Here is a 20,988-nt window from a genome sequence, read left to right on the forward strand (position 1 = left end):
CCGACGGCCCCGGCGTTTGACTGCGACGAGGACCCATAGGATGGCGCGCTACGACCCCCGCGAGATCGAGCCGAAATGGCAGGCCGAATGGGAGGCGGACGGCACCTTCACCGCAACGCGCGCGGAGGACCGGCCCAAGTATTACGTGCTGGAGATGTTCCCCTATCCCTCGGGGCGCATCCACATGGGGCACGTGCGCAATTACACCATGGGCGATGTCATCGCGCGTTACAAATCCTCCTGTGGATTCAGTGTGTTGCACCCCATGGGCTGGGACGCGTTCGGGATGCCGGCCGAGAACGCGGCGATGGAACGCGGCGGCCATCCCAAGGACTGGACCTACGGCAACATCGCCGACATGCGCGGCCAGATGAAGCCGCTGGGCCTGTCGATCGACTGGTCCCGCGAATTCGCCACCTGCGACCCGGAGTATTACGGCCAGCAGCAGGCGATGTTCATCGACTTCCTCGAGGCTGGCCTCGTCTACCGCAAGAACGCCACCGTCAACTGGGACCCGGTGGACATGACGGTTCTGGCCAACGAGCAGGTGATCGAGGGCAAGGGCTGGCGCTCGGGCGCGCCGGTGGAACGGCGCGAGTTGACGCAGTGGTTCTTCCGCATCTCGGATTTCGCCGAGGAATTGCTGGAGGCGCTGGACGGGCTGGAGGCCTGGCCCGAGAAGGTCAAGCTGATGCAGCGCAACTGGATCGGCAAGTCGCGCGGGCTGCAGATGAGCTTCCCGCTGGCCGCGCCTGAGGCCGGATTCGACGGCATCGAGATCTATACCACGCGGCCCGACACGCTGTTGGGGGCAAGCTTCGTCGGCATCTCGCCCGACCATCCGCTGGCGAAAGCGCTGGAGGGAGACCGCCCAGACGTGGCCGCCTTCTGCGCCGAGTGCCGCCGGATGGGGACCACCGCAGAAGAGCTGGAAACCGCCGAGAAGAAGGGCTTCGACACCGGGCTGACGGTGCGCCATCCCTTTGACGAGGCGTGGGAATTGCCGGTCTATATCGCCAATTTCATCCTGATGGATTACGGCACCGGGGCGATCTTCGGCTGCCCCGCCCATGACCAGCGCGACCTCGATTTCGCGCGGAAATACGGGTTGCCCGTGGTCTCGACCTTCGCCCCAGCCGAGGATGACGGCAGCGCGATGCCCGAAGACGGCGGCCCCGCCTATGTGCCGCCGAAGTCGGAAAATGTCATCTATGTGCGCGGCTTCGCGGGCGAGACGGAACAGACCGGAGATGTCGCGATCGACGCCGCGATTCGGTTCTGCGAGGAGAAGGGCGTGGGCCACGGCGTGACGAAGTACCGCCTGCGCGACTGGGGGCTCTCGCGGCAGCGCTACTGGGGCTGCCCGATCCCGGTGGTGCATTGCGACGCCTGCGGCGTGGTGCCCGAGAAGAAGGATAACCTGCCGGTGGAGCTGCCCGAGGATGTCAGCTTCGACCAGCCCGGCAACCCGCTCGACCGCCACCCGACCTGGCGCGACACGCCCTGCCCGAAATGCGGGGCGCCCGCGAAGCGCGAGACCGACACGATGGACACCTTCGTGGATTCGTCGTGGTATTTCGCCCGCTTCACCGCGCCCCGGGCCGAGACGCCCACCGACAGGACCGAGGCCGAGTACTGGATGAACGTGGACCAGTATATCGGCGGCATCGAGCACGCGATCCTGCACCTCTTGTATTCCCGCTTTTTCGCGCGAGCGATGATGATCACCGGCCACCTGCCCGAAAAGGCCATCGAGCCCTTCGATGCGCTGTTCACGCAAGGCATGGTGACGCACGAGATCTACATGACCCGCGACGACAAGGGCCGGCCGGTCTATCACCTGCCCGAGGATGTCGAGAACGGCGCGCTGAAGGCGACGGGCGAAAAGGTCGAAATCGTGCCCTCGGCCAAGATGTCGAAATCCAAGAAGAACGTCGTCGACCCGGTCAACATCATCGAAAGCTACGGCGCCGATACCGCGCGCTGGTTCGTGCTGTCCGACAGCCCGCCCGAGCGCGACGTGGAATGGACGGCGGCGGGCGCCGAGGCCGCCTACAAACACCTGGGCCGGGTCTGGCGCCTTGCGAACGGCATCACCGAGGAGATGGATCAGGGGGGTGGGATCGCGGCCTACGAGTCAGAAGGCGAAGGCGCGACGACAGACGGGGGAGACACCCTTGACCTGCGCCGCGCCCTGCACAAGACGATCCATGACGTAACGATGGGGATCGAAAGCTTCGGCTTCAATACCTCGGTCGCGAAATTGTATGCGTTCACCAATGTTTTGGCGAAATCGAAAGCATCGCTTGCCGCGCGGCGAGAGGCCGCGATGGTCATGGCGCAGCTGATGGCCCCGATGACCCCGCACCTGGCCGAAGAAGCCTGGCAGATGCTGGGCGGCGAGGGGCTGGTGGCCCGCGCGCCCTGGCCCAAGGCCGACCCCGCGCTTCTGGTCGAGGATACGGTCACCCTGCCGATCCAGATCAACGGCAAGCGGCGCTCGGAACTCAAGGTCGCCAAGGATCTGCCGAAGACGGAAGTTGAAAAGCTGGTGCTGTCCGACGATGCTGTCATCAAGGCGCTGGCGGGCGGCGCCCCGAAGAAGCTGATCGTCGTGCCGGGCCGCATCGTCAATGTCGTCATCTGACCGCCGCACCTTCCTGTTCGGCCTCTCCGCGCTGGCTTTGGCCGGCTGCGGGTTTCGCCCCGCCTACGGCCCCGGCGGCGCGGCCGAGGGGCTGCGCGACAGCATCGCCGTCGATCCGCCCGACACGCGCAACGGCTTCGCGCTGGTCGAGCGGCTGGAGGCCAGGCTGGGCCGGGCCGAGGCGCCACGCTACCGGCTGAGCTACCGCACCTCGATCGACCGCGAGGGGCTGGGCGTCAGCGCCGTGCAGGAAACGACGCGCTACAACTTGGTGGGCGGCCTGGACTTCCAACTGCGCGACCTCGGCTCGGGCGAGATCGTGCAGTCGGGCAGGGTCGCGGCGTTCACCGCCTATTCCGCGACCGGCAGCACCGTCGCCACGCTTGCCGCCGAACGCGATGCCGAGCGGCGCTTGATGGTGATGCTCGCCGACCGTCTGGTGACCCGCCTGATCGCGACGGCGGACGACAGCGGACCATGAAGCTCTCCCCGCGCGAGGCCGCCCGCTACTTCGCCCGGCCCGAACCGGGGCGGACAGGCCTCTTGCTGTACGGCGCCGACGCGATGCGGGTGGCTCTCAAGCGCCAGGAGGTGATCGCCAATCTGCTCGGCCCGAATGCCGAGGAGGAGATGCGCCTGACCCGGATGCACGCCTCTGACCTGCGCGGAGACCCGGCCGCGCTGGCCGACGCGATCAAGGCGCGCGGCTTTTTTCCCGGGCCGCGGGTCGTGTTCCTCGACGATGCGACCGACGGGCTGGCCGATACCGTTGCCGCGGCGCTGGCCGACTGGCAGGAGGGCGACGCCCAGCTGGTGGTGACCGCGAAGCAACTCACCCCGCGTTCGGGGTTGCGAAAGCTGTTCGAGGGCCATCCCAACGCCTATGCGGCGGGCATCTACGACGACCCGCCCGGACGCGACGAGATCGAGGCGATGCTGGGGCAGGCCGGGCTTGGCCCGATCGACCGGACGGCGATGGCGGCGCTGACCGACCTGGCGATGGCGCTCGGCCCTGGCGATTTCCGCCAGACGGTCGAGAAGATCGCGCTCTACAAGCTCGGCGACGACACACCCCTGACGCCCGACGATGTGGCTGCCTGCGCGCCGCGCTCCACCGAGGCCGAGATGGACGCGCTGATCCACGTGGTGGCCGAAGCGAAGCGCCAGGAGATCGGCCCGCTGCTGAACCGGCTCGCGGCGCAGGGCGCAACGCCGGTCGGCCTCTGCATCGCCGCGACCCGGCATTTCCGGGCGCTGCACACGGCCGCCGCCGACCCCGAAGGCCCGGCCCGCGGCATCGCCCGCGTTCGCCCGCCGGTCCATTTCAAGGCGCGCGACAGAATGGTACGCCAGGCGCAAAGTTGGGGCGTGCGCCGGCTGGAACAGGCGCTGAGCCTTCTGATCGACACTGACCTCGCCTTGCGGTCCTCGCAACGTGCCCCCCAGATGGCGCTGATGGAACGCAGCCTGATCCGCGTTGCGCGGCTCGGCGCGCGGTAGCCGACATTCGCCCCGGCACGCGACGACCCGCGCGGGGCTTTCCGGTCTTGATCGCGCCGGACGAAGCTGAGACCCATTCGGAAACCGACTGGGAGGGCGCGATGTATCGGGTGATCGGCAGCGGCAACAGCCGGGCACGGCGGGTCTTGTGGATGATGGAGGAGCTCGGCCTTTCTTACGACCATCTGCCCGCGCCGCCGCGCTCCGAGGATGTCGTCGCGCTGAACCCGGCCGGCAAGGTGCCGGTGCTGATCATCGACGATGTGCCGATCACCGATTCCACCGCGATCCTGACCTTCCTCGCCGACCGCCACGGGGCGCTGACCTACCCGGCGGGCACGATCGACCGGGCGCAGCAGGACAGCCTGACCCAGTTCCTGCTGGACGAGTTCGATTCTGCGCTGTGGATGGCGGCGCGGCACAGTTTCGTGCTGCCCGAAGCGCTGCGCCAGTCGGCGATCAAGGACAGCCTGAAATGGGAGTTCGAACGCAGCCAGAAGATTCTGGTGGGCCGGATGGCCGAGGGCCCGTTCCTGATGGGCGCGGAGATGACCGTGCCGGACATCATCCTGACCCATTGCGGCGACTGGGCCGAGACGGCGCGTTTCCCGATCACCCAGCCCGCGCTGGCCGACTACCTCGACCGGATGCGCGCCCGGCCCGCCTATCGCCGCGCCCAGGCCGCCTGAAGCCGGTCGGCCGCCGCCTGCCCCGCCCAGCGGCCCGTGGCCAGGCAGCCGGTCAGCAGGTATCCGCCCGTCGGTGCCTCCCAGTCCAGCATCTCGCCGGCCACGAATGTACCGGGCCGCCCCTTGAGCATCAGGCCCGCGTCGACCGCCTCCCAGCACAGCCCGCCTGCGGTCGAGATCGCCTCGTCGATGGGGCGGGGCCCGGCATGGCGGAGCGGCAGCGCCTTGACCAACGCAGCAAGCGCCGCGCCCTCGGGCAGCGGCCGGCCGAACTCCATCAACAGCGCCAGGCGCGCCGGTTCCAGGCCAAGCGCCTTGCGCAGGTGGTTCGACAGGCTCGCCTTGCCGCGCGGGCGCGACAGGCGGGCAGCGACCTTGTCGGCGGACCAGTCCGGCAACAGGTCGGCGGTAAGCGCCGCGCCCTCGCGCAAGAGGCGCGAGAGGGCGTAGATGCCGCCGCCCTCCAGCCCGCGGGCCGAGATCACGAACTCGCCGCGCTGCCACGGACCGCCGCCCGCCCGCAGCGCCACGCCCTTCACCGGCTGGCCGAACTGGCGGGCCATCGGCGCAGACCAGTCGACCCGCAACCCGACATTCGCAGGGGCGAAGGGTGCGCGCGGCACTGCCTCGGCGTCGAGCACCCGCGCCCAGGCACCATCAGACCCTAACCTTGCCCAACTCGCGCCGCCGAGGGCCAGGACGGTAACCCCGGCCCGCACCTGCTGCGGGCCCGCTGGCGTGTCGAACATCACCGCATCGCCCTCCCAACCGGTCCAGCGCCAGCGGGTGCGCAGCGTCGCGCCGTAGCCGTCCAGCCGCTGCAGCCACGCCCGAAGCAGCGGTGAAGCCTTCATCGCCCTGGGGAACACCCGCCCCGTACTGCCGGTGAAGACCGGCTGGCCGAGCCCCTCGGCCCAGGCGCAGACCTGGTCGGGGCCGAACGCCTCCAGCATCGGGCGCAGGCGCGGCGCGGCTTCGGCATAGGCGGAAAGGAAGGCCGCAGCCGGCTGGACCCGGGTCAGGTTCAGCCCGGACTTGCCGGCCATCAGGAATTTGCGCGCCGGACTGGGCTTCGCTTCGGCGATCACCGCAGGCAGACCGGCCGCGCCCAGCGTCTCGGCAGCCATCAGGCCGGCCGGACCCGCCCCGATTACCAGCGCGGAAACCTCCTCAGCGGCCCCTTGCCGCGACACATGTGGCGGCCCATTCTCACCGGCCATGACGGACGCCCCCATCTGCCCACTCTGCGGCCGCCCGATCCCGCGGGAAGCGAAACAGAGCCTGCATCACCTCACGCCGAAGCTGCGCGGCGGCAAGGGCGGGCCCACGGTGCGGCTGCACCAGATATGTCACAACGAGATCCACGCGACGCTGACCGAATCCGAACTCGCCCGCGACTTCAACACGATCGAGGCGCTGAGGAGCCACCCCCGTTTGGCGCGGTTCATCACCTGGGTGGCCAGGCGCCCGCCCAGCTTTCATTCCAAGACCCCAGGCCGGCGGCGGAAGCGTTAGCCGCCGCGGCCCTCACACAGCGCCTTGATCGCGGCCCGGTGGTCGGGCGCGGCGGCCAGCGCGTCGGCCACAAGCGCGTCGACCGCCGCTCCCAGGTCCGCATCGGGCACGACGCGGTCGACCAGGCCAAAGCTCAGCGCCTCGTCCGCCGAGACACGCGCCCCGCCCATCAGCATCAGCTTTGCCCGCGCCGGCCCCACCAAGGCGGCCAGCCGGGCGGGGTCGGAGGGCTGGGGCAGAAACCCGAGCTTCATGACAGGATAGAAGAATTTTGCCCCCGGCACCGCCAGCCGAAGGTCGCAGGCCAGCGCCATCCCGAAGGCGCCCCCCGCGAGCGTGCCGTTCAGCGCCGCCACCGTCAGCGCGTCAAGCGCCGCGATCCTCCCCGAAACCCGCTCCCAAACGGGATCGGTGGCAAGGCCCGCCTTCGCCTCGTCCAGGTCCGCGCCCGCGCTGAAAACCTTGCCCGCGCCGGTGATGACCAGAACCGCGACCTCGCTCCCTGCGGCCGCGGCGAGGATGTCGTCGAGATCGCCCAACATGGCGCGAGTCAGCGAGTTGGCCTTGTCGGCGCGGTTCAAAGTGACCGTCCAGCGCGCCCCGGCCTTGTCCAGCCCGATCACGACGGCAGCCCCACGCGGCGCCGGATCGCGCGTTCCCTGAGCGCGACCTCCTGGCCAAGGAACTCGTCGGCATCGTCGGTGCACATCCACAGAAGCGCCCGCGCCGGCCAGGCCGGCGGGACATGCTCGGACCAGTCGAGCCGGCTGACCGGGTTCACGCCGCTGTCCTTGATCGTCTTCTGCATGTCGGTCGCCACCGTCCCCGGCGACAGGCCGAGCGCCCGGATGCCCTGGGCACGCCCCTCCAGGTCGGCGCATTTCGTCAGCATCGCGGCCCCGGCCTTGGCGGTGCAATAGGCGCTCCAGCCCTCCATCGGGCTGTGCGCCGCCCCCGAACTGATCGTGAGGATGGTGCCGCCATCCATCGCCGCCATAACCGGCATCGCGGCGCGGAAGCCGTGGAACACGCCCTTGAGATTGACGTCGAGCGCCGCCGCCCAGTCGCCCGGCTCGGCGTCCTGCAGCCGCGCGATGGGCTCGATCACGGCGGCGTTGTTCACCAACACGTCGAGCTTGCCGAACGCTTTGACCGTCGCGCGCACCGCGTCGGCGACCTGCCCGAACTCGGCCACGTCGCAGGGCAGCACGATTGCGCCTTGACCCAGTTCGCGCGCGATGGAGCCGATCGCCTCCTCGCTGCGCGCGGCCAGGGCCACATGCGCGCCCGCCTCGGCGAACGCTCGTGCCGCCGCCGCCCCTATGCCCCGGCTCGCCCCGGTGATCAGAACGCTCTTGCCCGTCAGATCGACCATGTCACTCTCCTCGCTGCACCCCGGTCCTTTGCCCGCAACTCCTAGCCCAGCCGAAATGCCCAGGCCAGCGCAACGTGCCGTTGACTTGCCGGGAGCGAGGGCGGATGTTGCGCGCATCACCGCAGCCAGGAAGGGTTCGCCATGCAGTTCCGGACTACCGCCTCCGCCGGGGCCCTTTTCGTCATGCTGGGCGCCGCCACACCGGCCCTGGCCGATCTCAGCGCCGAGGATGTCTGGTCCTCCTGGAAAAACATGGCGGAGGGTTACGGGCAGACGGTCTCGGGCACGGAACGCCGCCAGGGCGACCGTTTGACGATCGGCGACCTCATCCTCTCGTCGACCTTGCCCGAGGGCGGCGCCGTCACGGCCGAGCTCGGCGAACTGGTCTTTACCGAACGCGACGACGGCGCGGTCGAGATCGCCATGCCGGACAGCTTTCCCATCGAGATCGGGGCCGTGGGAAGCGACTCGGAGACGGTCGAGATGGGCATGACCGTAGCGCAGCAAGGCCTGTCCATGGTTGCGACCGGCACACCGGACGAGATCGCCTATGACATGGCCGCGCCGGGGCTGCGGATGACGCTCGACAGCATGCGCGTCGATGGCGAACCGGTCGACGCCACGATGGATATCGCGCTGGAGGAACTGGCGGCGGCCTACACCGTCGCGCGCGGCGCTGCGACCGGTGTCGAGGGCACGGTGGACGTCGCCGCGACACGGTTCGTGCTCGCCGCCGAAGATCCCGCGCAGGGGATGGCGTTCGACTACCAGGGCGCGGTTCGCGAAATCCGGTCGACCGTTTCCAGTTCCGTTCCGCGGGGCATGCAAGATGCCTCGCTCGGCCGGCTGCTGAGCGCCGGCCTGACCGCCAGCGGACGGGTCGACCATCAGGGCTTGGACTATGCGGGCACGATCCGCGACGGCGGCGACCGGACGGAGATCGCGGCGCGCTTCGGACCCGGCTCGGTGGACTATGACCTCGACAGGGGCGGCGTGCTCTACGATGTCCGCTCGGAGAACGGGCAGGTCAGCTTCGCAGGTGCGGACCTCCCGCTGCCGCAGGTCGAGATCGGGTTCGACGACAGCAGCTTCCGCATCGAGATGCCGCTTGTCGAGACCGAGGACCCCACCGATTTCGGCCTGGCCGCGCGTTACACGGGGTTGACGGTCAGCGACGGCATCTGGGCGATGTTCGATCCCGCCGGGCAGTTGCCGAGGGACCCGATGACGCTGGTGCTCGACCTTGGCGGCAAGGCGCGGCTGTTCCGGGACATCACCGACCCGGCGGCGATGGCCGAGGCGCAGGCCGGCGGACAGCCGGTGCCGCCGGGCGAGTTGCATTCGCTGAACGTCAAGGATTTGCAGCTCAGCGTCGCCGGGGCCGACCTGACCGGCTCGGGCGCGTTCACCTTCGACAATGCCGACACCGCCACCTTCGACGGGATGCCGAAGCCAACCGGGAGCCTGACATTGCGGCTGGAGGGCGGCAACACGCTGCTCGACCGCCTGGTGAACATGGGGCTGGTGCCGCAGGACCAGGCCACGGGCCTGCGGATGATGCTGGGCATGTTCGCCAGGCCCACCGGCGCGGGCGACACGCTGGTCTCCGAGATCACCGTGACCGAGGACGGCCAGGTATTGGCGAACGGCCAGCGGCTGCGGTGAGCGACGGGGCGGACTTGCGCCGGTCGCCCGCGCCGCCTACCTGACCTTCATCCTGCACCGGAGGCCCCATGTCCGACCAGATCGAGTCCCTCACCCATGCGCTGCTGGACGCCGCCCGCAAGGCCGGCGCAGAGGCGGCCGATGCGCTGGCGGTTTCGGAAACCGCGCTCGGCATCGACATGCGCGGCGGCGCGCTGGAGCAGGCGGAGCGGGCCGAGTCGGTCGAACTGGGCCTGCGGGTGATGGTCGGGCCGCGGCAGGCCTGCGTGTCCGCCTCGGACACCCGGCCCGAGACGCTGGCCGAGATGGCCGCCCGCGCCGTCGCCATGGCCCGAGAGGCGCCCGAGGACCCGACCGTGGGCCTCGCCGGACTCGACGAGGTCGCCCGCGATCCCGACATCGCTGCGCTCGAACTGGCCGATCCCGCACCCGAGCCCGACCCCGCCGCGCTGGAGGAGGACGCCCGCCGGGCCGAGGCCGCGGCCGCCGCCGTCCGGGGTGTTTCGCAGGTCGATGTGGCCAGCGCGGGCTACGAACGGCGCCGGACCCATCTGGCCGCGACCAACGGCTTCTCGGGCGGCTACACGCGCACCCGGCGGTCGCTGTCCTGCGTGGCGATCAGCGGCACGGGCACGGACATGGAACGCGACTGGAACGCCGAGTCGCGCACCTTCCAGACCGACCTGCCCGACGCGGCGGAGATCGGCCGCATCGCCGGCGAACGCACGGTCGCCCGCGCCGGGGCGCGCCGCCCGAAGACCGGCGCCTACCCCGTGCTCTACGACGAGCGCATCGCCGGGTCGCTGATCGGGCACCTGCTCTCTGCGGTCAACGGCACCGCGATCGTGCGCGGCGCGTCCTGGGCGCGGGACCTGATGGGACAGGCGGTGCTGCCCGCAGGCCTGTCGCTGATCGAGGAGCCGCACCGCCCGCGCATCCTCGGCTCGCGTCCCTTCGATGCCGAGGGGCTGCCCACATCACGGCGCGCGCTTGTCGAGGACGGCCTGCTGGCGGGCTGGATTCTCGACCTCGGCACCGCGCGCAAGCTGGGGCTGCACAGCTCCGCGAACGCCAATCGCGGCCTCACCGCACCGCCCGCACCGGCCGCCGGCAACGTCACGCTGACCCCCGGCGACAAGAGCCGGGACGCGCTGCTCGCCGAGATGGGGACGGGGCTCTTGGTCACCTCGATGATCGGCAGCACGATCAACCCTACAACGGGGGACTATTCCCGCGGCGCCTCCGGCTTCTGGGTCGAGAACGGCGAGATCGCCTATCCGGTCAACGAATGCACCGTGGCCGGCAGCCTGCCCGAGATGCTGCGCCGGATCGTGCCGGCCAACGACGCGCGCCATCACCTGTCGCGGCGCGTGCCGAGCCTTCTGGTCGAAGGGCTGACGCTTGCCGGCGAATGACCTTGCGCTGCTGACCGAGGCGGCGCAGGCGGCCGGGGAGATCGCCGAACGCTACTGGCGCCGGGACCCGCGACGCTGGGACAAGCCGGGCCACCAGGGCCCGGTGACCGAGGCCGACCTGGAAATCGACGCGATGCTGCGCGACCGCCTGACCGCGGCGCGCCCGGCCTATGGCTGGTTGTCGGAGGAGACCGAGGACGACCCCGCGCGTCTGACCGCCGAGCGGCTCTTCGTGGTCGACCCGATCGACGGCACCCGGGCCTTCCTCGACGGCGACACGACCTTCGCCCACGCACTCGCCGTGGCCGAGGCCGGACGGGTGATCGCCGCAGTCGTCTACCTGCCGATGCACGGCAAGCTCTACGCGGCGCAGGCCGGGGCCGGCGCGCGGCTGAACGGCGCCCCGATCCGGGCGAGCGAACGGGCAAGGCTCGAGGGGGCCGCTGTTCTGACGGCGCGCCCCGCGCTCGAACCCCGGCACTGGGCCGGCCCCCCTCCACGGGTGCAGCGGGCGCTGCGGGCCTCGCTCGCCTATCGGCTGTGCCTCGTGGCCGAGGGGCGCTATGACGCGATGCTGACCCTGCGAGAGACTTGGCACTGGGACAGCGCGGCGGGCAGCCTGATCGCCGCCGAGGCCGGGGCTGCGGTGACCGACACGGCCGGTCGCGGGCTGAAGTTCAACACACCCGTTCCGGCCTCGACCGGGGTGATCGCGGCGCCCCCGGACGTTCATTCCGAGGTGATCGCGCGGCTGGCCTGACCCGCCGCCACGCCCTTTCCCCCCGGCCGGGCATGCTCTAGTGTGGCGGCCGGATTCAAGGGGACAACCGGGAGAAAGCCGATGACCCAGCGCCTGCATCTCGTCTTCGGGGGCGAGCTGGTCGACCCGAGCCGCAACGTCTTCCGGAACGTGGACGACATCCACATCGTCGGCATGTATCCGGACTACAAAAGCGCCTACGAAGCCTGGAAGGCCGAGGCCCAGCGCACCGTGGACAACGCGCATATGCGCTACTTCATCGCGCATCTGCACCGCCTGCGCGACGAGGAGGCCGAGGCCGGCCCGACCGAGGAACTGGGCGACTGACCGGAGCCGCAATGGCCCGACACCCCGACTCCACGCGCCCCGACGGGCAGCCCCCCACCGTTTGGCTCCACGCGCCGCCGCCGCAGGACCGCGCGGCCGCGGCCGAGTTGCTGCGCGTTCTCCACGCAGAGCGCCCGGCGCTGCGGTTCGTCGTGACCGGACCGGGCGAGACCGGCGCCTGGCTGGCGACCCGGCCGCAGATGCCGCCGGTCGAGCTTGCGCCCGCGCCGCGCGACAACGCCCGCGCAACCGGCGACTTCCTGGCCAAGTGGCGACCCGATATCGCGGTGTTCTATCCCGAGACCTTGCCGGCCGGCCACGCGAGCCACGCGCATGCGCGCGGCACCGCGCTCTTCCTGATCGCCCGGGACCTGCCGGACTCCTGGCGCAACCGCTGGCGCCTGGGCTCCGGGTTCAACCGGCGGCTCTTGCGCCGGTTCGACCGGGTGTTTGCCCAAAGCCGCCAGAGCGCCGCGCATCTGCAAGTCCTGGGCGTCGCGCCCGGGCAGCTCAGCCCGTGCGGGCCGCTGTCCGAAGGCAGCGCGGTGCTCGGCTGCAGCGAGGCCGAGCGCGAGGCGCTGGCCCGGCTCATGGGCGGACGGCCGGCATGGCTCGCCGCCTGCACCGAGCCGGCGGAAGACAGGGTCGCGGTCGCCGCCCACGCCTCTGCGCTGCGCCAGGCGCACCGGCTGTTGCTGATCCTCGCCCCGGACGACCCCGCCCGCGGCCCCAAGCTCGCCCGGCGGCTCATGGACGAGGGCTGGGCGGTCGCGCTGCGCTCGGATGACGAGGAACCCGAGCCCGAAACCCAGATCTACGTGGCCGATACCGAGGGCGAACTGGGCCTTTGGCTGCGTCTGGCCCCGGTCAGCTTCATCGGCGGCACGCTGGCCAGCGACGCGGGGCCAGACCCCTACCATGCCGCCGCGCTCGGCTCGGCGATCCTGCACGGCCCGGCGACGGGGGCGCATCCGACGCATTACCGCTGGCTCGCCGCGGCGAAAGCCACACGGCTCGTCCGGGGAACGCAGGGGATGACCGAGGTCGTGATGGACCTGATGTCCCCCGACCGCGCAGCAGAGCTCGCCCGCGCGGCCTGGGAAGTCTCGACCGAGGGCACCACGGCCACCGACCGGGTGACGACCCGGATGCTGGAGGCGCTCGACCTCGCGGAGGCGGGCTGATGCGGCCACCTCGATTCTGGCATGCCCCGCCCGACCGGCCGGGGCTCGCTGCGCGCCTCCTGACGCCGCTGGGCGCGCTTTACGCAAGCGGCACGGCACGACGGCTGACCCGCGGCACGCCCGAGCGCTTGGGCGTGCCGGTGATCTGCGTCGGCAACATCAACGCCGGGGGGACCGGCAAGACGCCAACCGTGATCGCCCTCGCCCAGCGGCTCTCGGCGCGGGGAGTGGCCGCCCATGTCGTCAGCCGCGGCTATGGCGGCCATCTCGAAGGGCCCGTCCGGGTCGACGAGCGCCGCCATTCCGCCGCCGAGACAGGCGACGAGCCGCTCCTCCTTTCGGCCTTCGTGCCGACCTGGGTGGCCCGCGACCGGGCGGCCGGCGCCTGCGCGGCGGTGGCGGCGGGCGCGGGTGCCATCCTGCTCGACGACGGCTTTCAGAACCCCGCGCTCGCCAAGGACCTGTCGATTGTGGTGGTCGACGCCGTGAAAGGGTTCGGCAACGGTCGGGTCATTCCCGCCGGTCCGCTGCGCGAACCGCTGCCGGCCGGCCTGTCCCGGGCCGATCTGGTATTGTCCATCGGCCCCGCCACCGCCCAACGCCATTTCGCCGCCACCTGGGGCCCCGCGATCGCCGTGCCCCGCATCGGCGGCACGCTGAAGCCTCCGGAAACCGGGATGGACTGGGCCGGCATGCCGGTGCTCGCCTTCGCGGGAATCGGCCACCCCGAAAAGTTCTTCGCCACGGTCGAGGGGCTTGGCGCGCGGCTCATGCGGGCAGAGGCGCTGGAGGACCACCAGCCGCTGACACCCGCCCTGATGGCCCGGCTCGAAAACGAGGCAAAGCTCCTCGGCGCCCAGCTTGTGACCACCGAAAAGGACGCGGTGCGCCTGCCCGCAAGCTTTCGGCAAAAGGTGCTGACCCTGCCGGTGCGGCTGGAACTCGACGATTGGGCCGAAATAGAGACTGCGTTCGACCGGCTCGGGCTCAGCGCTGCCTGAGCGCGGCGCGGATCGCGTCGCCATGCTCGTCGAGCTTCGGCGCGGCATGGTCGAGGGAAAGCTCCGCGTCCGAGAACACGATGGGCGTGCGCACTCCCGGCACCCCGTCGCGCCTGGCCACCATCGCGCGATGCACGATCTGCGGGTCGGCAAAGACCTCGTCGAGCCTGTTGATCGGCCCCGCGGGCACCCCTTGGGCTTCACAGGCGGCCAGCAGATCAGCCTTGGCGAAACCGCGCGTCGCCGCGGTCAGCCGGTCGGTCAGCGCGGCGCGGTTCTCCACCCGGTCCGCATTGGTGGCAAAGCATGCCTCCCCGGCGAGGTCCGGCAGCCCCAGAAGCCCGCAGAGCCGCGCAAACTGCGCGTCATTGCCGACGGCGATGATGACGTGCCCGTCGGCGCAGTCGAACACCTGGTAGGGCGCGAGGTTGGGATGCGCGTTGCCCATCCGGGACGGTGCCGTCCCGGTGGCAAGGTAGTTCATCGCCTGGTTCGCCGTGATCGCGGTGGCCACGTCGAACAACGCCATGTCGATCTGCTGCCCCTTGCCCGTGGTCTGACGCTGGTGCAGCGCGGCCAGGATCGCCGTCGCGGCATAGACGCCGGTGAAGACGTCGGTCACGGCGACCCCCACCTTCTGGGGCTGGCCGTCAGGCGCCCCGGTGATCGACATCAGGCCCGACATGCCCTGGATGATGAAGTCGTACCCCGCCCGGTGGGCATAGGGGCCGTCCTGTCCGAACCCGGTGATCGAACAGTAGATCAGCCGCGGATTGAGCCGGGACAGAGACGCATAGTCGAGCCCGTACTTCGCCAGCCCACCAACCTTGAAATTCTCGATGACGACATCGGCCCCGGCCACCAGATCGCGGACCAGCGCCTGCCCGTCCGCGTCGCGGAAGTCGCATGTGACGGACTCCTTGCCGCGGTTGCAGGCATGGAAATAGGCGGCCGAGCCGTCCCCGTCGCGGCTGACGAAAGGCGGCCCCCAGCGGCGCGTGTCGTCGCCGTCGGGCGATTCCACCTTGACCACGTCGGCGCCGAGATCGGCCAGCACCTGGCCCGCCCAGGGGCCGGCCAGGATGCGCGCGAGTTCTACGACCCGAAGGCCGGAAAGCGGGGCTGTCATTGCGCTAGCCGGCGAGCTTTTCGTCGAGAATGTCCTTGAGCTGGCGGTAGCGCATGTTCTTGTAGAGTTCGCCGTCGATCCGCAGCGTGGGTGTGGCGTTCACCCCGGCCTCGGACGTGACCCGCTCGGAATAGTCGCGCAGGGCCGTCGCAAGGTCCGCATCGCTCAGGCAGTCTTCCAGCTGGGACTCCGACAACCCGGCGGTGCGGCCGATACGGCGCAGATTCTCGGCCGTCTGGGCGGCGTCCTTCGGATCGATCCAGTCCTTCTGCTTTTCGTAGAGCATCGAGACCACCCCGAAGAACCGCGTCTCGCCGCCGCACCGCGCCAGCATCCCCGCCCAGATCGCATACGGGTCCCAATAGACCTCGCGATAGATGAAATAGACCTTGCCGGTGTCGACATACTCGGATTTCAGCCGCTTGAAGACCTCGTCGTGGAAGGTCCCGCAATGGCCGCAGGTGAAGGAGGCGAACTCCTCCACCGTGACCGGCGCGTCGGGATCGCCCAGCGCATAGGGCTCGATCTCGGGCAACGCGTCCGACGCAGCCTGCTGCGCCTGCGCGGCGCCGGGCGGGGTGAGACCGGGCGCCTGCGGGGCGGCGGTAAGCCAGAGCCCGCCCAGCGCGGCAAGCGCCGCGAGGCCGAGCGAAAGCGAAATCATGCGGAACATCGGACGGGTCTCCCTATCGTTTGGGGCGGGATAGGACGTTTCGGCCCAGGGCTTCAAGGGCGGCGCGCAGATCGCCGTCCCGTACCTCGCCGGACAGTGCAGCGGCCTTGCGGTCGCGCTGGGGGTCCGGGGCGGGCGCAGCGGGCGGGGGCGCAGGGGCGAACCGGGCCTGGCCCTCGGAAAACCCCGTGGGCGCGGTCTGCGTCAGGCGGATGCGCGAGATCGCCGAATACCCGTAGCAGGCGTTCACCTTCTCGCGAATCGTGTCCTTCTGCATCTCCAGCATCGGCGCGTTCGCCCCCGTAGTCAGCAGTGTCAGCGTCGCGCCAAAACCCTCGCGGCCATATTTCACCTCGACCGGCCGGGCGATGCGGGCGACATCCTCGCCCACGATCTCGGCCCAATGGGTCAGGAGGCGCGCAACCGCGAAGCCGCGCTTCTCGCCCGCCCGCCGGATGCGCGGCGCCAGCAGCTTCGAGGTCCGCTCGAACCCCCGCATGCGCCGCGTCGGGCCGTTCGTCGCCTGGGCCATCCTGTCCATTCCCTTGCCTCGGCGCTAACTTACGCGGCAGGACGGCGGCCAGCCAGAGAAATGACCGGAGCGGGAGCATAAAGATTGCGTGACGACGAAATGAGCCGAACGCTGCTCGCCTGGTATGACGTCCATGCGCGCGACTTGCCCTGGCGCGTGGGGCCGGCGGATCGCGCCGCCGGGATCGTCCCCGACCCGTATGCGGTCTGGCTCTCGGAGGTGATGCTCCAGCAAACCACCGTGGCGGCGGTGCGGGACTATTTTCACCGATTCACGGCGCGCTGGCCGACCGTGGGCGACCTCGCAGCGGCAGCCGATGACGAAGTCATGGGCGAATGGGCGGGGCTCGGCTATTACGCGCGGGCCCGCAACCTTTTGAAATGCGCGCGCGAGGTGGCGGGCGCCCATGGCGGCCGCTTCCCCGACACGCGCCCGGCACTGCAGGCGCTGCCCGGCATCGGCCCCTACACGGCCGCCGCGATCGCGGCGATCGCCTTCGACCGGCCCGAAACGGTGGTGGATGGCAACGTGGAACGCGTCATGGCGCGGCTCTTCGCCGTCGAAACGCCGCTTCCCGCCGCCAAGCCCGACCTCACGGGCCTCGCCGCCCGGCTGACCCCGGCGCGGCGGCCGGGCGACCACGCCCAGGCGGTGATGGACCTGGGCGCCACGATCTGCACGCCCAAAAGCCCCGCCTGCGGCCTCTGTCCCCTGATGACCGCCTGTACCGGGCGCGTCCGCGGCCTCGCCGCCGAACTGCCCCGCAAGAGCCCGAAGAAACCCAAGCCTACGCGGTTCGGAATCGCCTATCTGGGCAGACGCCCTGACGGCGCGTGGCTTCTGGAACGCAGGCCCGACCGCGGGCTTCTGGGCGGCATGCTGGGCTGGCCCGGCACGGACTGGGCCGAGACCGAACCGCGGCCCGCACCCCCGGCCGAGGCCGACTGGCGCCCGCTCGACGCGGAGGTGCGCCACACCTTCACCCATTTCCACCTGCGCCTCGCCCTCCGGGTGGCCGATCTGCCGGCCGACTGCGCCCCGCATCGCGGTCGCTTCGTCGCGCCGGACGCGTTTCGACCCTCGGACCTGCCGACCGTGATGCGCAAGGCCTTCGACCTCGCCCGGGCCGACCTCCCGACATAGCAAGCGGCGGTCCGCCCACTTCCTGCTGGTTGTCGCATTCCGGGCGCGCTGCCCGGCCCGCCTGGCGCCCGACAGGCCGCCCCGCGCCTCAGCGGATCAGGACGGGCGCCTCGCCCACATGCGTGCCGTCCTCGGCCGCATGCACCAGGAAATGCGCCACGTCGCCCCGCGAGATCAGGCCATTGCGCCAGCTTTCGGGCTCGGCCAATACGTCATAGCTGTGGCTCGCCGGGCGGTTCATCAGGATACCGGGGCGCGCGATCGTCCAGTCAAGGTCCGAGGCCTTGATCATCTCTTCCTGGACGTCCTTGTCGGCGTAGGCCCGGCCCAGAAGCGTCTTGAATGGAATCTTCTCGACCGTGCTAATCTTCGCCTTGCTCTCGCCGGCGCCGAAGCCGGTCACGACCAGCAGGCGCTTGACCCCGGCCGCCGCCATCGCCGGCAGCAGAACGCGCGTCGCATCCGAGAACAGCGTCGTCTTGCCAAGGCCCTTGAGGGACTTGGGCACGCCAAGCGCGACGATCGCCGCGTCGACGCCCTTCACCGCCTGCCCGACGGCGGCCGCGTCGGTGGCGTCGCCGGCCACCTTTTCCAGCCGCGGGTCGTCGATCTCGATCTCCTCGGCACTTCGCGCGAAGGCCCGCACCTCGTGCCCGCGCTCCAGCGCGCAGCGCACGGTTTCCAGTCCGATTCCCTTGCTCGCTCCGATAACCAATAGCCGCATGGCTCACCTCCTGGTGGCAGAAAACATCCCGTCAGACATAGCCGTTCGGCCGGGGATTCCGAGGGGGCGCAGGACGGGAACCGCGCCCGGAGGCCGCAGAACGGGAGAAAGACACGCGAAAAAAGCCCCGCCATGGGCATGGCGGGGCAAGGTGTGCGCCGCGGCTGGGGGCCGCGGACACAGGCGGTAAGGTGTTGGGGGCTAGTTCGGCCGCTCGACCATCTCGGCGCGGATCTGCTGGCGCAGGACGTCGATGGGCACCGTCTTGCCCTCGCGGCGGAAGTGCCAGTAGGTCCAGCCGTTGCAACTCGGCGCGCCCTCCAGCGCCGCGCCCACCTGGTGGATCGAACCCGTGACGGCCTCGCCCACCAGCGTGCCGTCGGCGCGGACCTTGGCGGTCTTGCCCCGGGGCGAGACCAACACCTCGCCGGGGCGCAGCATGCCCCGCTCGACCAGTTGTCCGAAGGGAACGCGCGGCTCGGCGCGTTTCGAGGACGAGACCAGCAGCGCGTCGCGGTCGAACTTGCGCACCCGCGACAGCCGCTTTTCGGCCACCTTGCGATAGCGTTCCTCGCGCTCGATGCCGATGAAATCCCGGCCCAGCATCTTGGCGACCGCGCCGGTGGTGCCGGTGCCGAAGAACGGGTCCAGCACCACGTCGCCGGGGTTCGTCGTGGCCACCAGCACCCGGTGCAGCAGGCTTTCGGGCTTTTGCGTCGGGTGCGCCTTGTCGCCCTTGTCGTCCTTGAGCCGCTCATGGCCCGTGCAGATCGGCAGAACCCAGTCGCTGCGCATCTGCACGCCCTCGTTCAGGGCCTTCAGCGCCTCGTAGTTGAAGGTGTATTTCGCGCCCTCGGATTTCGACGCCCAGATCAGCGTCTCATGCGCGTTGGTCAGCCGCTTGCCGCGGAAGTTCGGCATCGGGTTCGACTTGCGCCAGACCACGTCGTTGAGGATCCAATAGCCTTGGTTCTGCAATTCCGCGCCGAGGCGGAAGATGTTGTGGTAGCTGCCGATCACCCAGATCGCGCCGTCAGGCTTCAGCACGCGGCGCGCGGCGTTCAGCCAGTCGCGCGTGAACCGGTCATAGGCGGCGAAGCCGTCGAACCGGTCCCACTCGTCGTCGACCGCGTCGACGCGCGAATTGTCGGGACGGTGCAACTCGCCCTTAAGCTGCAGGTTGTAGGGCGGGTCGGCGAAGACAAGGTCGACGCTGGCCTCGGGAAGGCCGTTCATCACCTCGATGGAATCGCCGGGCACAATCGTGTTGAGCGGGAGCGTCTGCGCCCCTTTCGCCTTGGTCATCTGTCTCACTGCCTCTCGATGACGCGCCCGTTTGCGGGCGTCGTTCTTGACCTGATCAATCTGAGTCAAAGGCGATTCGGCGTCAATTTCTTTTTTGAATCAGCCACTTACAGTTTTGGCTTGATACAAGATATTGTGCACCGGCGCGAAGGAACGCCTATGGTGTGGGCTGACCCCAATATCTCGGAGCGCCCGGCGATGCGCCTTGGTTGGGTATCCGGCATTCGTCTCCCAGCCGTAGCCCGGGAAGTGTTGCGCAAGCTCCACCATGAGCGCGTCACGCGCCACCTTGGCCACGATCGAGGCCGCCGCGATCGACAGGCACAGTCCGTCCCCGCCCACCACGGCCAGACCCGGACATGGCAGGTCCTCGGGCAGCAGGTTGCCGTCGACCAGCGCGAAATCGGCCGGCCGGGGCAGGCCGCCCAGCGCCCGGCACATCGCCAGGTGACTGGCGCGCAGGATGTTCAGCCGGTCGATCTCCTCGACGCTGGCATGGGCGATGGAAACCTCGGCCGCGGCATGGAGCGCGTCCGCCAGCGCCCTGCGGCGGGCGGCTGTCAGGCGCTTGGAATCGGCCAGCCCCTCGGGGATCGCCGAGATGTCGAGCCGCACCGCCGCCGCCGTCACCGGCCCCGCGAGCGGCCCCCTGCCCACCTCGTCGACGCCCACGATTACCCGCGCTCCGGCGGCGCGGGCCTGCTCTTCAAGCGCGAAATCGGCGGCGGGACGCGGCATGGGCCAAGACAAGCGCCATTCGCGCCCGGCCTCAAGCGAAAACGGGCGCAGGGTGCGCGCCCCTCCGCCCGTCGCGCGGGGAACCATCCGCCCCGCGCCCTGCTCACCGGCACTCAGTCGCGCCGGCCCTCGACCCGGTAGCCCGCTCGCGCCAGGCAGCGTAGCCCATAGCCGTCGCGTGGGCCGCGCAGCGCGATCTCGCAGCGCCGGGGCAGCCCGCGCACGCCCGCCCGGTTCAGGCAGCGCTCGACGGCCACGCGGCCCCAGCCATTCGGCGTCTCGACGCGGCGGATGCAGCGGGCCGGGATCACGCGCGGCGCGGGACGACGATGGGCGTGCCGACCGCCGAACCGCTCGACCCGCTGCGCCTTCTTTCGGTCCTTCCGGTTGTCCTCGATCTCCTTGACGATCACGAACAGCGCCGCCGCGCCCAGCAGCGCCTTGGCAAGATCGTCGTCGGCACGGGCCGGGGCGGCGCCAACCGGTGTCAAAGCAAGGGCGCCAGCGATCAGCGCGATGAGAAACCTGCGTGTCATGGTCGGTGTCCTTTTCTGTCGGAGCGGACCCGGCGGCCCGCGCATGGAAGCGATGCCCCACGTTCCGGGCCTGCCGCCCTGACAGGCAATAACCGCCACGCGCTATCCGATAACCGCCCCGGCAGGGCGC

The 20,988-nt window shown here is 70.2% G+C and carries 22 protein-coding genes; 12 read left to right on the forward strand and 10 right to left on the reverse strand.

Annotated elements, in window-relative coordinates; translation table 11 throughout:
* Window positions 1-40: 40 nt before the first annotated feature.
* From leuS to BUR28_RS12355, 4 genes are all read left to right on the forward strand, one after another.
* Window positions 41-2,647 (forward strand): leucine--tRNA ligase, encoded by a 2,607-nt coding sequence (gene leuS, locus BUR28_RS12340; RefSeq protein ID WP_074220400.1) that lies wholly within the window; start codon window positions 41-43, stop codon window positions 2,645-2,647.
* Window positions 2,634-3,128 (forward strand): LPS assembly lipoprotein LptE, encoded by a 495-nt coding sequence (gene lptE / locus BUR28_RS12345; protein ID WP_074220401.1) that lies wholly within the window; start codon window positions 2,634-2,636, stop codon window positions 3,126-3,128. Before leuS ends, lptE begins: the two co-directional genes overlap by 14 nt.
* Window positions 3,125-4,147: a DNA polymerase III subunit delta gene (holA, locus tag BUR28_RS12350; RefSeq protein ID WP_074220402.1), complete on the forward strand. Its 1,023-nt coding sequence runs from the start codon at window positions 3,125-3,127 to the stop codon at window positions 4,145-4,147. Before lptE ends, holA begins: the two co-directional genes overlap by 4 nt.
* Window positions 4,148-4,248: 101 nt before the next feature.
* Window positions 4,249-4,836 (forward strand): glutathione S-transferase family protein, encoded by a 588-nt coding sequence (locus BUR28_RS12355; protein ID WP_074221635.1) that lies wholly within the window; start codon window positions 4,249-4,251, stop codon window positions 4,834-4,836.
* On the opposite strand, the gene BUR28_RS12360 is transcribed toward BUR28_RS12355, so the two are convergent.
* Window positions 4,812-6,056, reverse strand: coding sequence for a TIGR03862 family flavoprotein (locus BUR28_RS12360; protein WP_074221636.1), 1,245 nt, complete (start codon window positions 6,054-6,056; stop codon window positions 4,812-4,814). The genes BUR28_RS12355 and BUR28_RS12360 overlap by 25 nt on opposite strands.
* Between BUR28_RS12360 and BUR28_RS12365 the strand changes: the two genes are divergently transcribed.
* Complete coding sequence (locus tag BUR28_RS12365) at window positions 6,055-6,351, forward strand: HNH endonuclease (RefSeq protein WP_074220403.1); 297 nt, start codon at window positions 6,055-6,057, stop codon at window positions 6,349-6,351. The genes BUR28_RS12360 and BUR28_RS12365 overlap by 2 nt on opposite strands.
* Here BUR28_RS12365 and BUR28_RS12370 read toward each other — a convergent pair.
* Window positions 6,348-6,974, reverse strand: coding sequence for an enoyl-CoA hydratase/isomerase family protein (locus BUR28_RS12370; protein WP_074220404.1), 627 nt, complete (start codon window positions 6,972-6,974; stop codon window positions 6,348-6,350). The two genes, BUR28_RS12365 and BUR28_RS12370, sit on opposite strands and share 4 nt — an antisense overlap.
* A complete protein-coding gene (locus BUR28_RS12375) occupies window positions 6,971-7,726 on the reverse strand; it encodes an SDR family oxidoreductase (RefSeq protein WP_074220405.1) in 756 nt (251 codons plus the stop codon). The genes BUR28_RS12370 and BUR28_RS12375 overlap by 4 nt, the downstream gene beginning before the upstream one ends.
* 141 nt (window positions 7,727-7,867) lie before the next feature.
* Between BUR28_RS12375 and BUR28_RS12380 the strand changes: the two genes are divergently transcribed.
* The 6 genes from BUR28_RS12380 (at window position 7,868) to lpxK (ending at window position 14,078) form a co-directional block, all read left to right on the forward strand.
* Complete coding sequence (locus BUR28_RS12380) at window positions 7,868-9,391, forward strand: DUF2125 domain-containing protein (RefSeq protein WP_074220406.1); 1,524 nt, start codon at window positions 7,868-7,870, stop codon at window positions 9,389-9,391.
* Window positions 9,392-9,459: 68 nt separating this feature from the next.
* Window positions 9,460-10,806 carry a TldD/PmbA family protein gene (locus tag BUR28_RS12385; protein WP_074220407.1) on the forward strand — a complete coding sequence of 449 codons (1,347 nt, stop codon included), beginning with the start codon at window positions 9,460-9,462 and terminating at the stop codon, window positions 10,804-10,806.
* A complete protein-coding gene (locus BUR28_RS12390) occupies window positions 10,793-11,566 on the forward strand; it encodes an inositol monophosphatase family protein (RefSeq protein ID WP_074220408.1) in 774 nt (257 codons plus the stop codon). Before BUR28_RS12385 ends, BUR28_RS12390 begins: the two co-directional genes overlap by 14 nt.
* Before the next feature lie 81 nt (window positions 11,567-11,647).
* Window positions 11,648-11,893, forward strand: coding sequence for a DUF4170 domain-containing protein (locus BUR28_RS12395; RefSeq protein ID WP_074220409.1), 246 nt, complete (start codon window positions 11,648-11,650; stop codon window positions 11,891-11,893).
* A gap of 11 nt (window positions 11,894-11,904) precedes the next feature.
* A complete protein-coding gene (locus tag BUR28_RS12400) occupies window positions 11,905-13,077 on the forward strand; it encodes a 3-deoxy-D-manno-octulosonic acid transferase (RefSeq protein ID WP_074220410.1) in 1,173 nt (390 codons plus the stop codon).
* Window positions 13,077-14,078 (forward strand): tetraacyldisaccharide 4'-kinase, encoded by a 1,002-nt coding sequence (gene lpxK / locus BUR28_RS12405; RefSeq protein ID WP_074220411.1) that lies wholly within the window; start codon window positions 13,077-13,079, stop codon window positions 14,076-14,078. The genes BUR28_RS12400 and lpxK overlap by 1 nt, the downstream gene beginning before the upstream one ends.
* Here the strand turns inward: lpxK and BUR28_RS12410 are convergent.
* Genes BUR28_RS12410 through BUR28_RS12420 form a run of 3 tightly spaced genes read right to left on the reverse strand, consistent with a single transcriptional unit; the run spans window position 14,065 to window position 16,412 of the window.
* Complete coding sequence (locus BUR28_RS12410; protein WP_074220412.1) at window positions 14,065-15,207, reverse strand: CaiB/BaiF CoA transferase family protein; 1,143 nt, start codon at window positions 15,205-15,207, stop codon at window positions 14,065-14,067. The genes lpxK and BUR28_RS12410 overlap by 14 nt on opposite strands.
* 4 nt (window positions 15,208-15,211) lie before the next feature.
* Window positions 15,212-15,880: a DsbA family protein gene (locus BUR28_RS12415; protein WP_074220413.1), complete on the reverse strand. Its 669-nt coding sequence runs from the start codon at window positions 15,878-15,880 to the stop codon at window positions 15,212-15,214.
* 13 nt (window positions 15,881-15,893) lie between these two features.
* The gene (locus BUR28_RS12420) at window positions 15,894-16,412 is read right to left on the reverse strand and encodes a DUF721 domain-containing protein (protein ID WP_074220414.1); all 519 of its coding nucleotides are present in this window, start codon (window positions 16,410-16,412) and stop codon (window positions 15,894-15,896) included.
* Window positions 16,413-16,496: 84 nt separating this feature from the next.
* Here BUR28_RS12420 and mutY point away from each other — a divergent pair, with 84 nt between their 5' ends.
* The gene (gene mutY, locus BUR28_RS12425) at window positions 16,497-17,555 is read left to right on the forward strand and encodes an A/G-specific adenine glycosylase (RefSeq protein WP_371441595.1); all 1,059 of its coding nucleotides are present in this window, start codon (window positions 16,497-16,499) and stop codon (window positions 17,553-17,555) included.
* A gap of 88 nt (window positions 17,556-17,643) precedes the next feature.
* Here the strand turns inward: mutY and BUR28_RS12430 are convergent, their stop codons facing one another.
* The 4 genes from BUR28_RS12430 to BUR28_RS12445 all read right to left on the reverse strand — a co-directional run bounded on the left by BUR28_RS12430 (window position 17,644) and on the right by BUR28_RS12445 (window position 20,858).
* The gene (locus BUR28_RS12430) at window positions 17,644-18,279 is read right to left on the reverse strand and encodes an NAD(P)-dependent oxidoreductase (protein WP_074220416.1); all 636 of its coding nucleotides are present in this window, start codon (window positions 18,277-18,279) and stop codon (window positions 17,644-17,646) included.
* Between the two features lie 201 nt (window positions 18,280-18,480).
* Entirely contained in the window at window positions 18,481-19,584 is a 1,104-nt protein-coding gene (locus BUR28_RS12435) for a site-specific DNA-methyltransferase (protein ID WP_074220417.1), read from the reverse strand.
* A gap of 99 nt (window positions 19,585-19,683) precedes the next feature.
* Window positions 19,684-20,322, reverse strand: a complete 639-nt coding sequence (locus tag BUR28_RS12440; protein ID WP_074221637.1) for a ribonuclease HII — start codon at window positions 20,320-20,322, stop codon at window positions 19,684-19,686.
* 113 nt (window positions 20,323-20,435) lie between these two features.
* Complete coding sequence (locus tag BUR28_RS12445; RefSeq protein ID WP_074220418.1) at window positions 20,436-20,858, reverse strand: hypothetical protein; 423 nt, start codon at window positions 20,856-20,858, stop codon at window positions 20,436-20,438.
* Window positions 20,859-20,988: the final 130 nt, after the last annotated feature.

This window comes from Rhodovulum sp. ES.010 (assembly GCF_900142935.1).
Taxonomy (GTDB): Bacteria; Pseudomonadota; Alphaproteobacteria; order Rhodobacterales; family Rhodobacteraceae; genus Rhodovulum.

Coding starts and splice junctions, on each gene's coding strand:
- leuS (WP_074220400.1), top strand. CDS start 41: ATGGCGCGCTACGACCCCCGCGAGATCGAGCCGAAATGGCAGGCCGAA.
- lptE (WP_074220401.1), top strand. CDS start 2,634: ATGTCGTCATCTGACCGCCGCACCTTCCTGTTCGGCCTCTCCGCGCTG.
- holA (WP_074220402.1), top strand. CDS start 3,125: ATGAAGCTCTCCCCGCGCGAGGCCGCCCGCTACTTCGCCCGGCCCGAA.
- BUR28_RS12355 (WP_074221635.1), top strand. CDS start 4,249: ATGTATCGGGTGATCGGCAGCGGCAACAGCCGGGCACGGCGGGTCTTG.
- BUR28_RS12365 (WP_074220403.1), top strand. CDS start 6,055: ATGACGGACGCCCCCATCTGCCCACTCTGCGGCCGCCCGATCCCGCGG.
- BUR28_RS12360 (WP_074221636.1), bottom strand. CDS start 6,056: ATGGCCGGTGAGAATGGGCCGCCACATGTGTCGCGGCAAGGGGCCGCT.
- BUR28_RS12375 (WP_074220405.1), bottom strand. CDS start 7,726: ATGGTCGATCTGACGGGCAAGAGCGTTCTGATCACCGGGGCGAGCCGG.
- BUR28_RS12380 (WP_074220406.1), top strand. CDS start 7,868: ATGCAGTTCCGGACTACCGCCTCCGCCGGGGCCCTTTTCGTCATGCTG.
- BUR28_RS12385 (WP_074220407.1), top strand. CDS start 9,460: ATGTCCGACCAGATCGAGTCCCTCACCCATGCGCTGCTGGACGCCGCC.
- BUR28_RS12395 (WP_074220409.1), top strand. CDS start 11,648: ATGACCCAGCGCCTGCATCTCGTCTTCGGGGGCGAGCTGGTCGACCCG.
- BUR28_RS12400 (WP_074220410.1), top strand. CDS start 11,905: ATGGCCCGACACCCCGACTCCACGCGCCCCGACGGGCAGCCCCCCACC.
- lpxK (WP_074220411.1), top strand. CDS start 13,077: ATGCGGCCACCTCGATTCTGGCATGCCCCGCCCGACCGGCCGGGGCTC.
- BUR28_RS12410 (WP_074220412.1), bottom strand. CDS start 15,207: ATGACAGCCCCGCTTTCCGGCCTTCGGGTCGTAGAACTCGCGCGCATC.
- BUR28_RS12415 (WP_074220413.1), bottom strand. CDS start 15,880: ATGTTCCGCATGATTTCGCTTTCGCTCGGCCTCGCGGCGCTTGCCGCG.
- BUR28_RS12420 (WP_074220414.1), bottom strand. CDS start 16,412: ATGGCCCAGGCGACGAACGGCCCGACGCGGCGCATGCGGGGGTTCGAG.
- BUR28_RS12430 (WP_074220416.1), bottom strand. CDS start 18,279: ATGCGGCTATTGGTTATCGGAGCGAGCAAGGGAATCGGACTGGAAACC.
- BUR28_RS12435 (WP_074220417.1), bottom strand. CDS start 19,584: ATGACCAAGGCGAAAGGGGCGCAGACGCTCCCGCTCAACACGATTGTG.
- BUR28_RS12440 (WP_074221637.1), bottom strand. CDS start 20,322: ATGCCGCGTCCCGCCGCCGATTTCGCGCTTGAAGAGCAGGCCCGCGCC.
- BUR28_RS12445 (WP_074220418.1), bottom strand. CDS start 20,858: ATGACACGCAGGTTTCTCATCGCGCTGATCGCTGGCGCCCTTGCTTTG.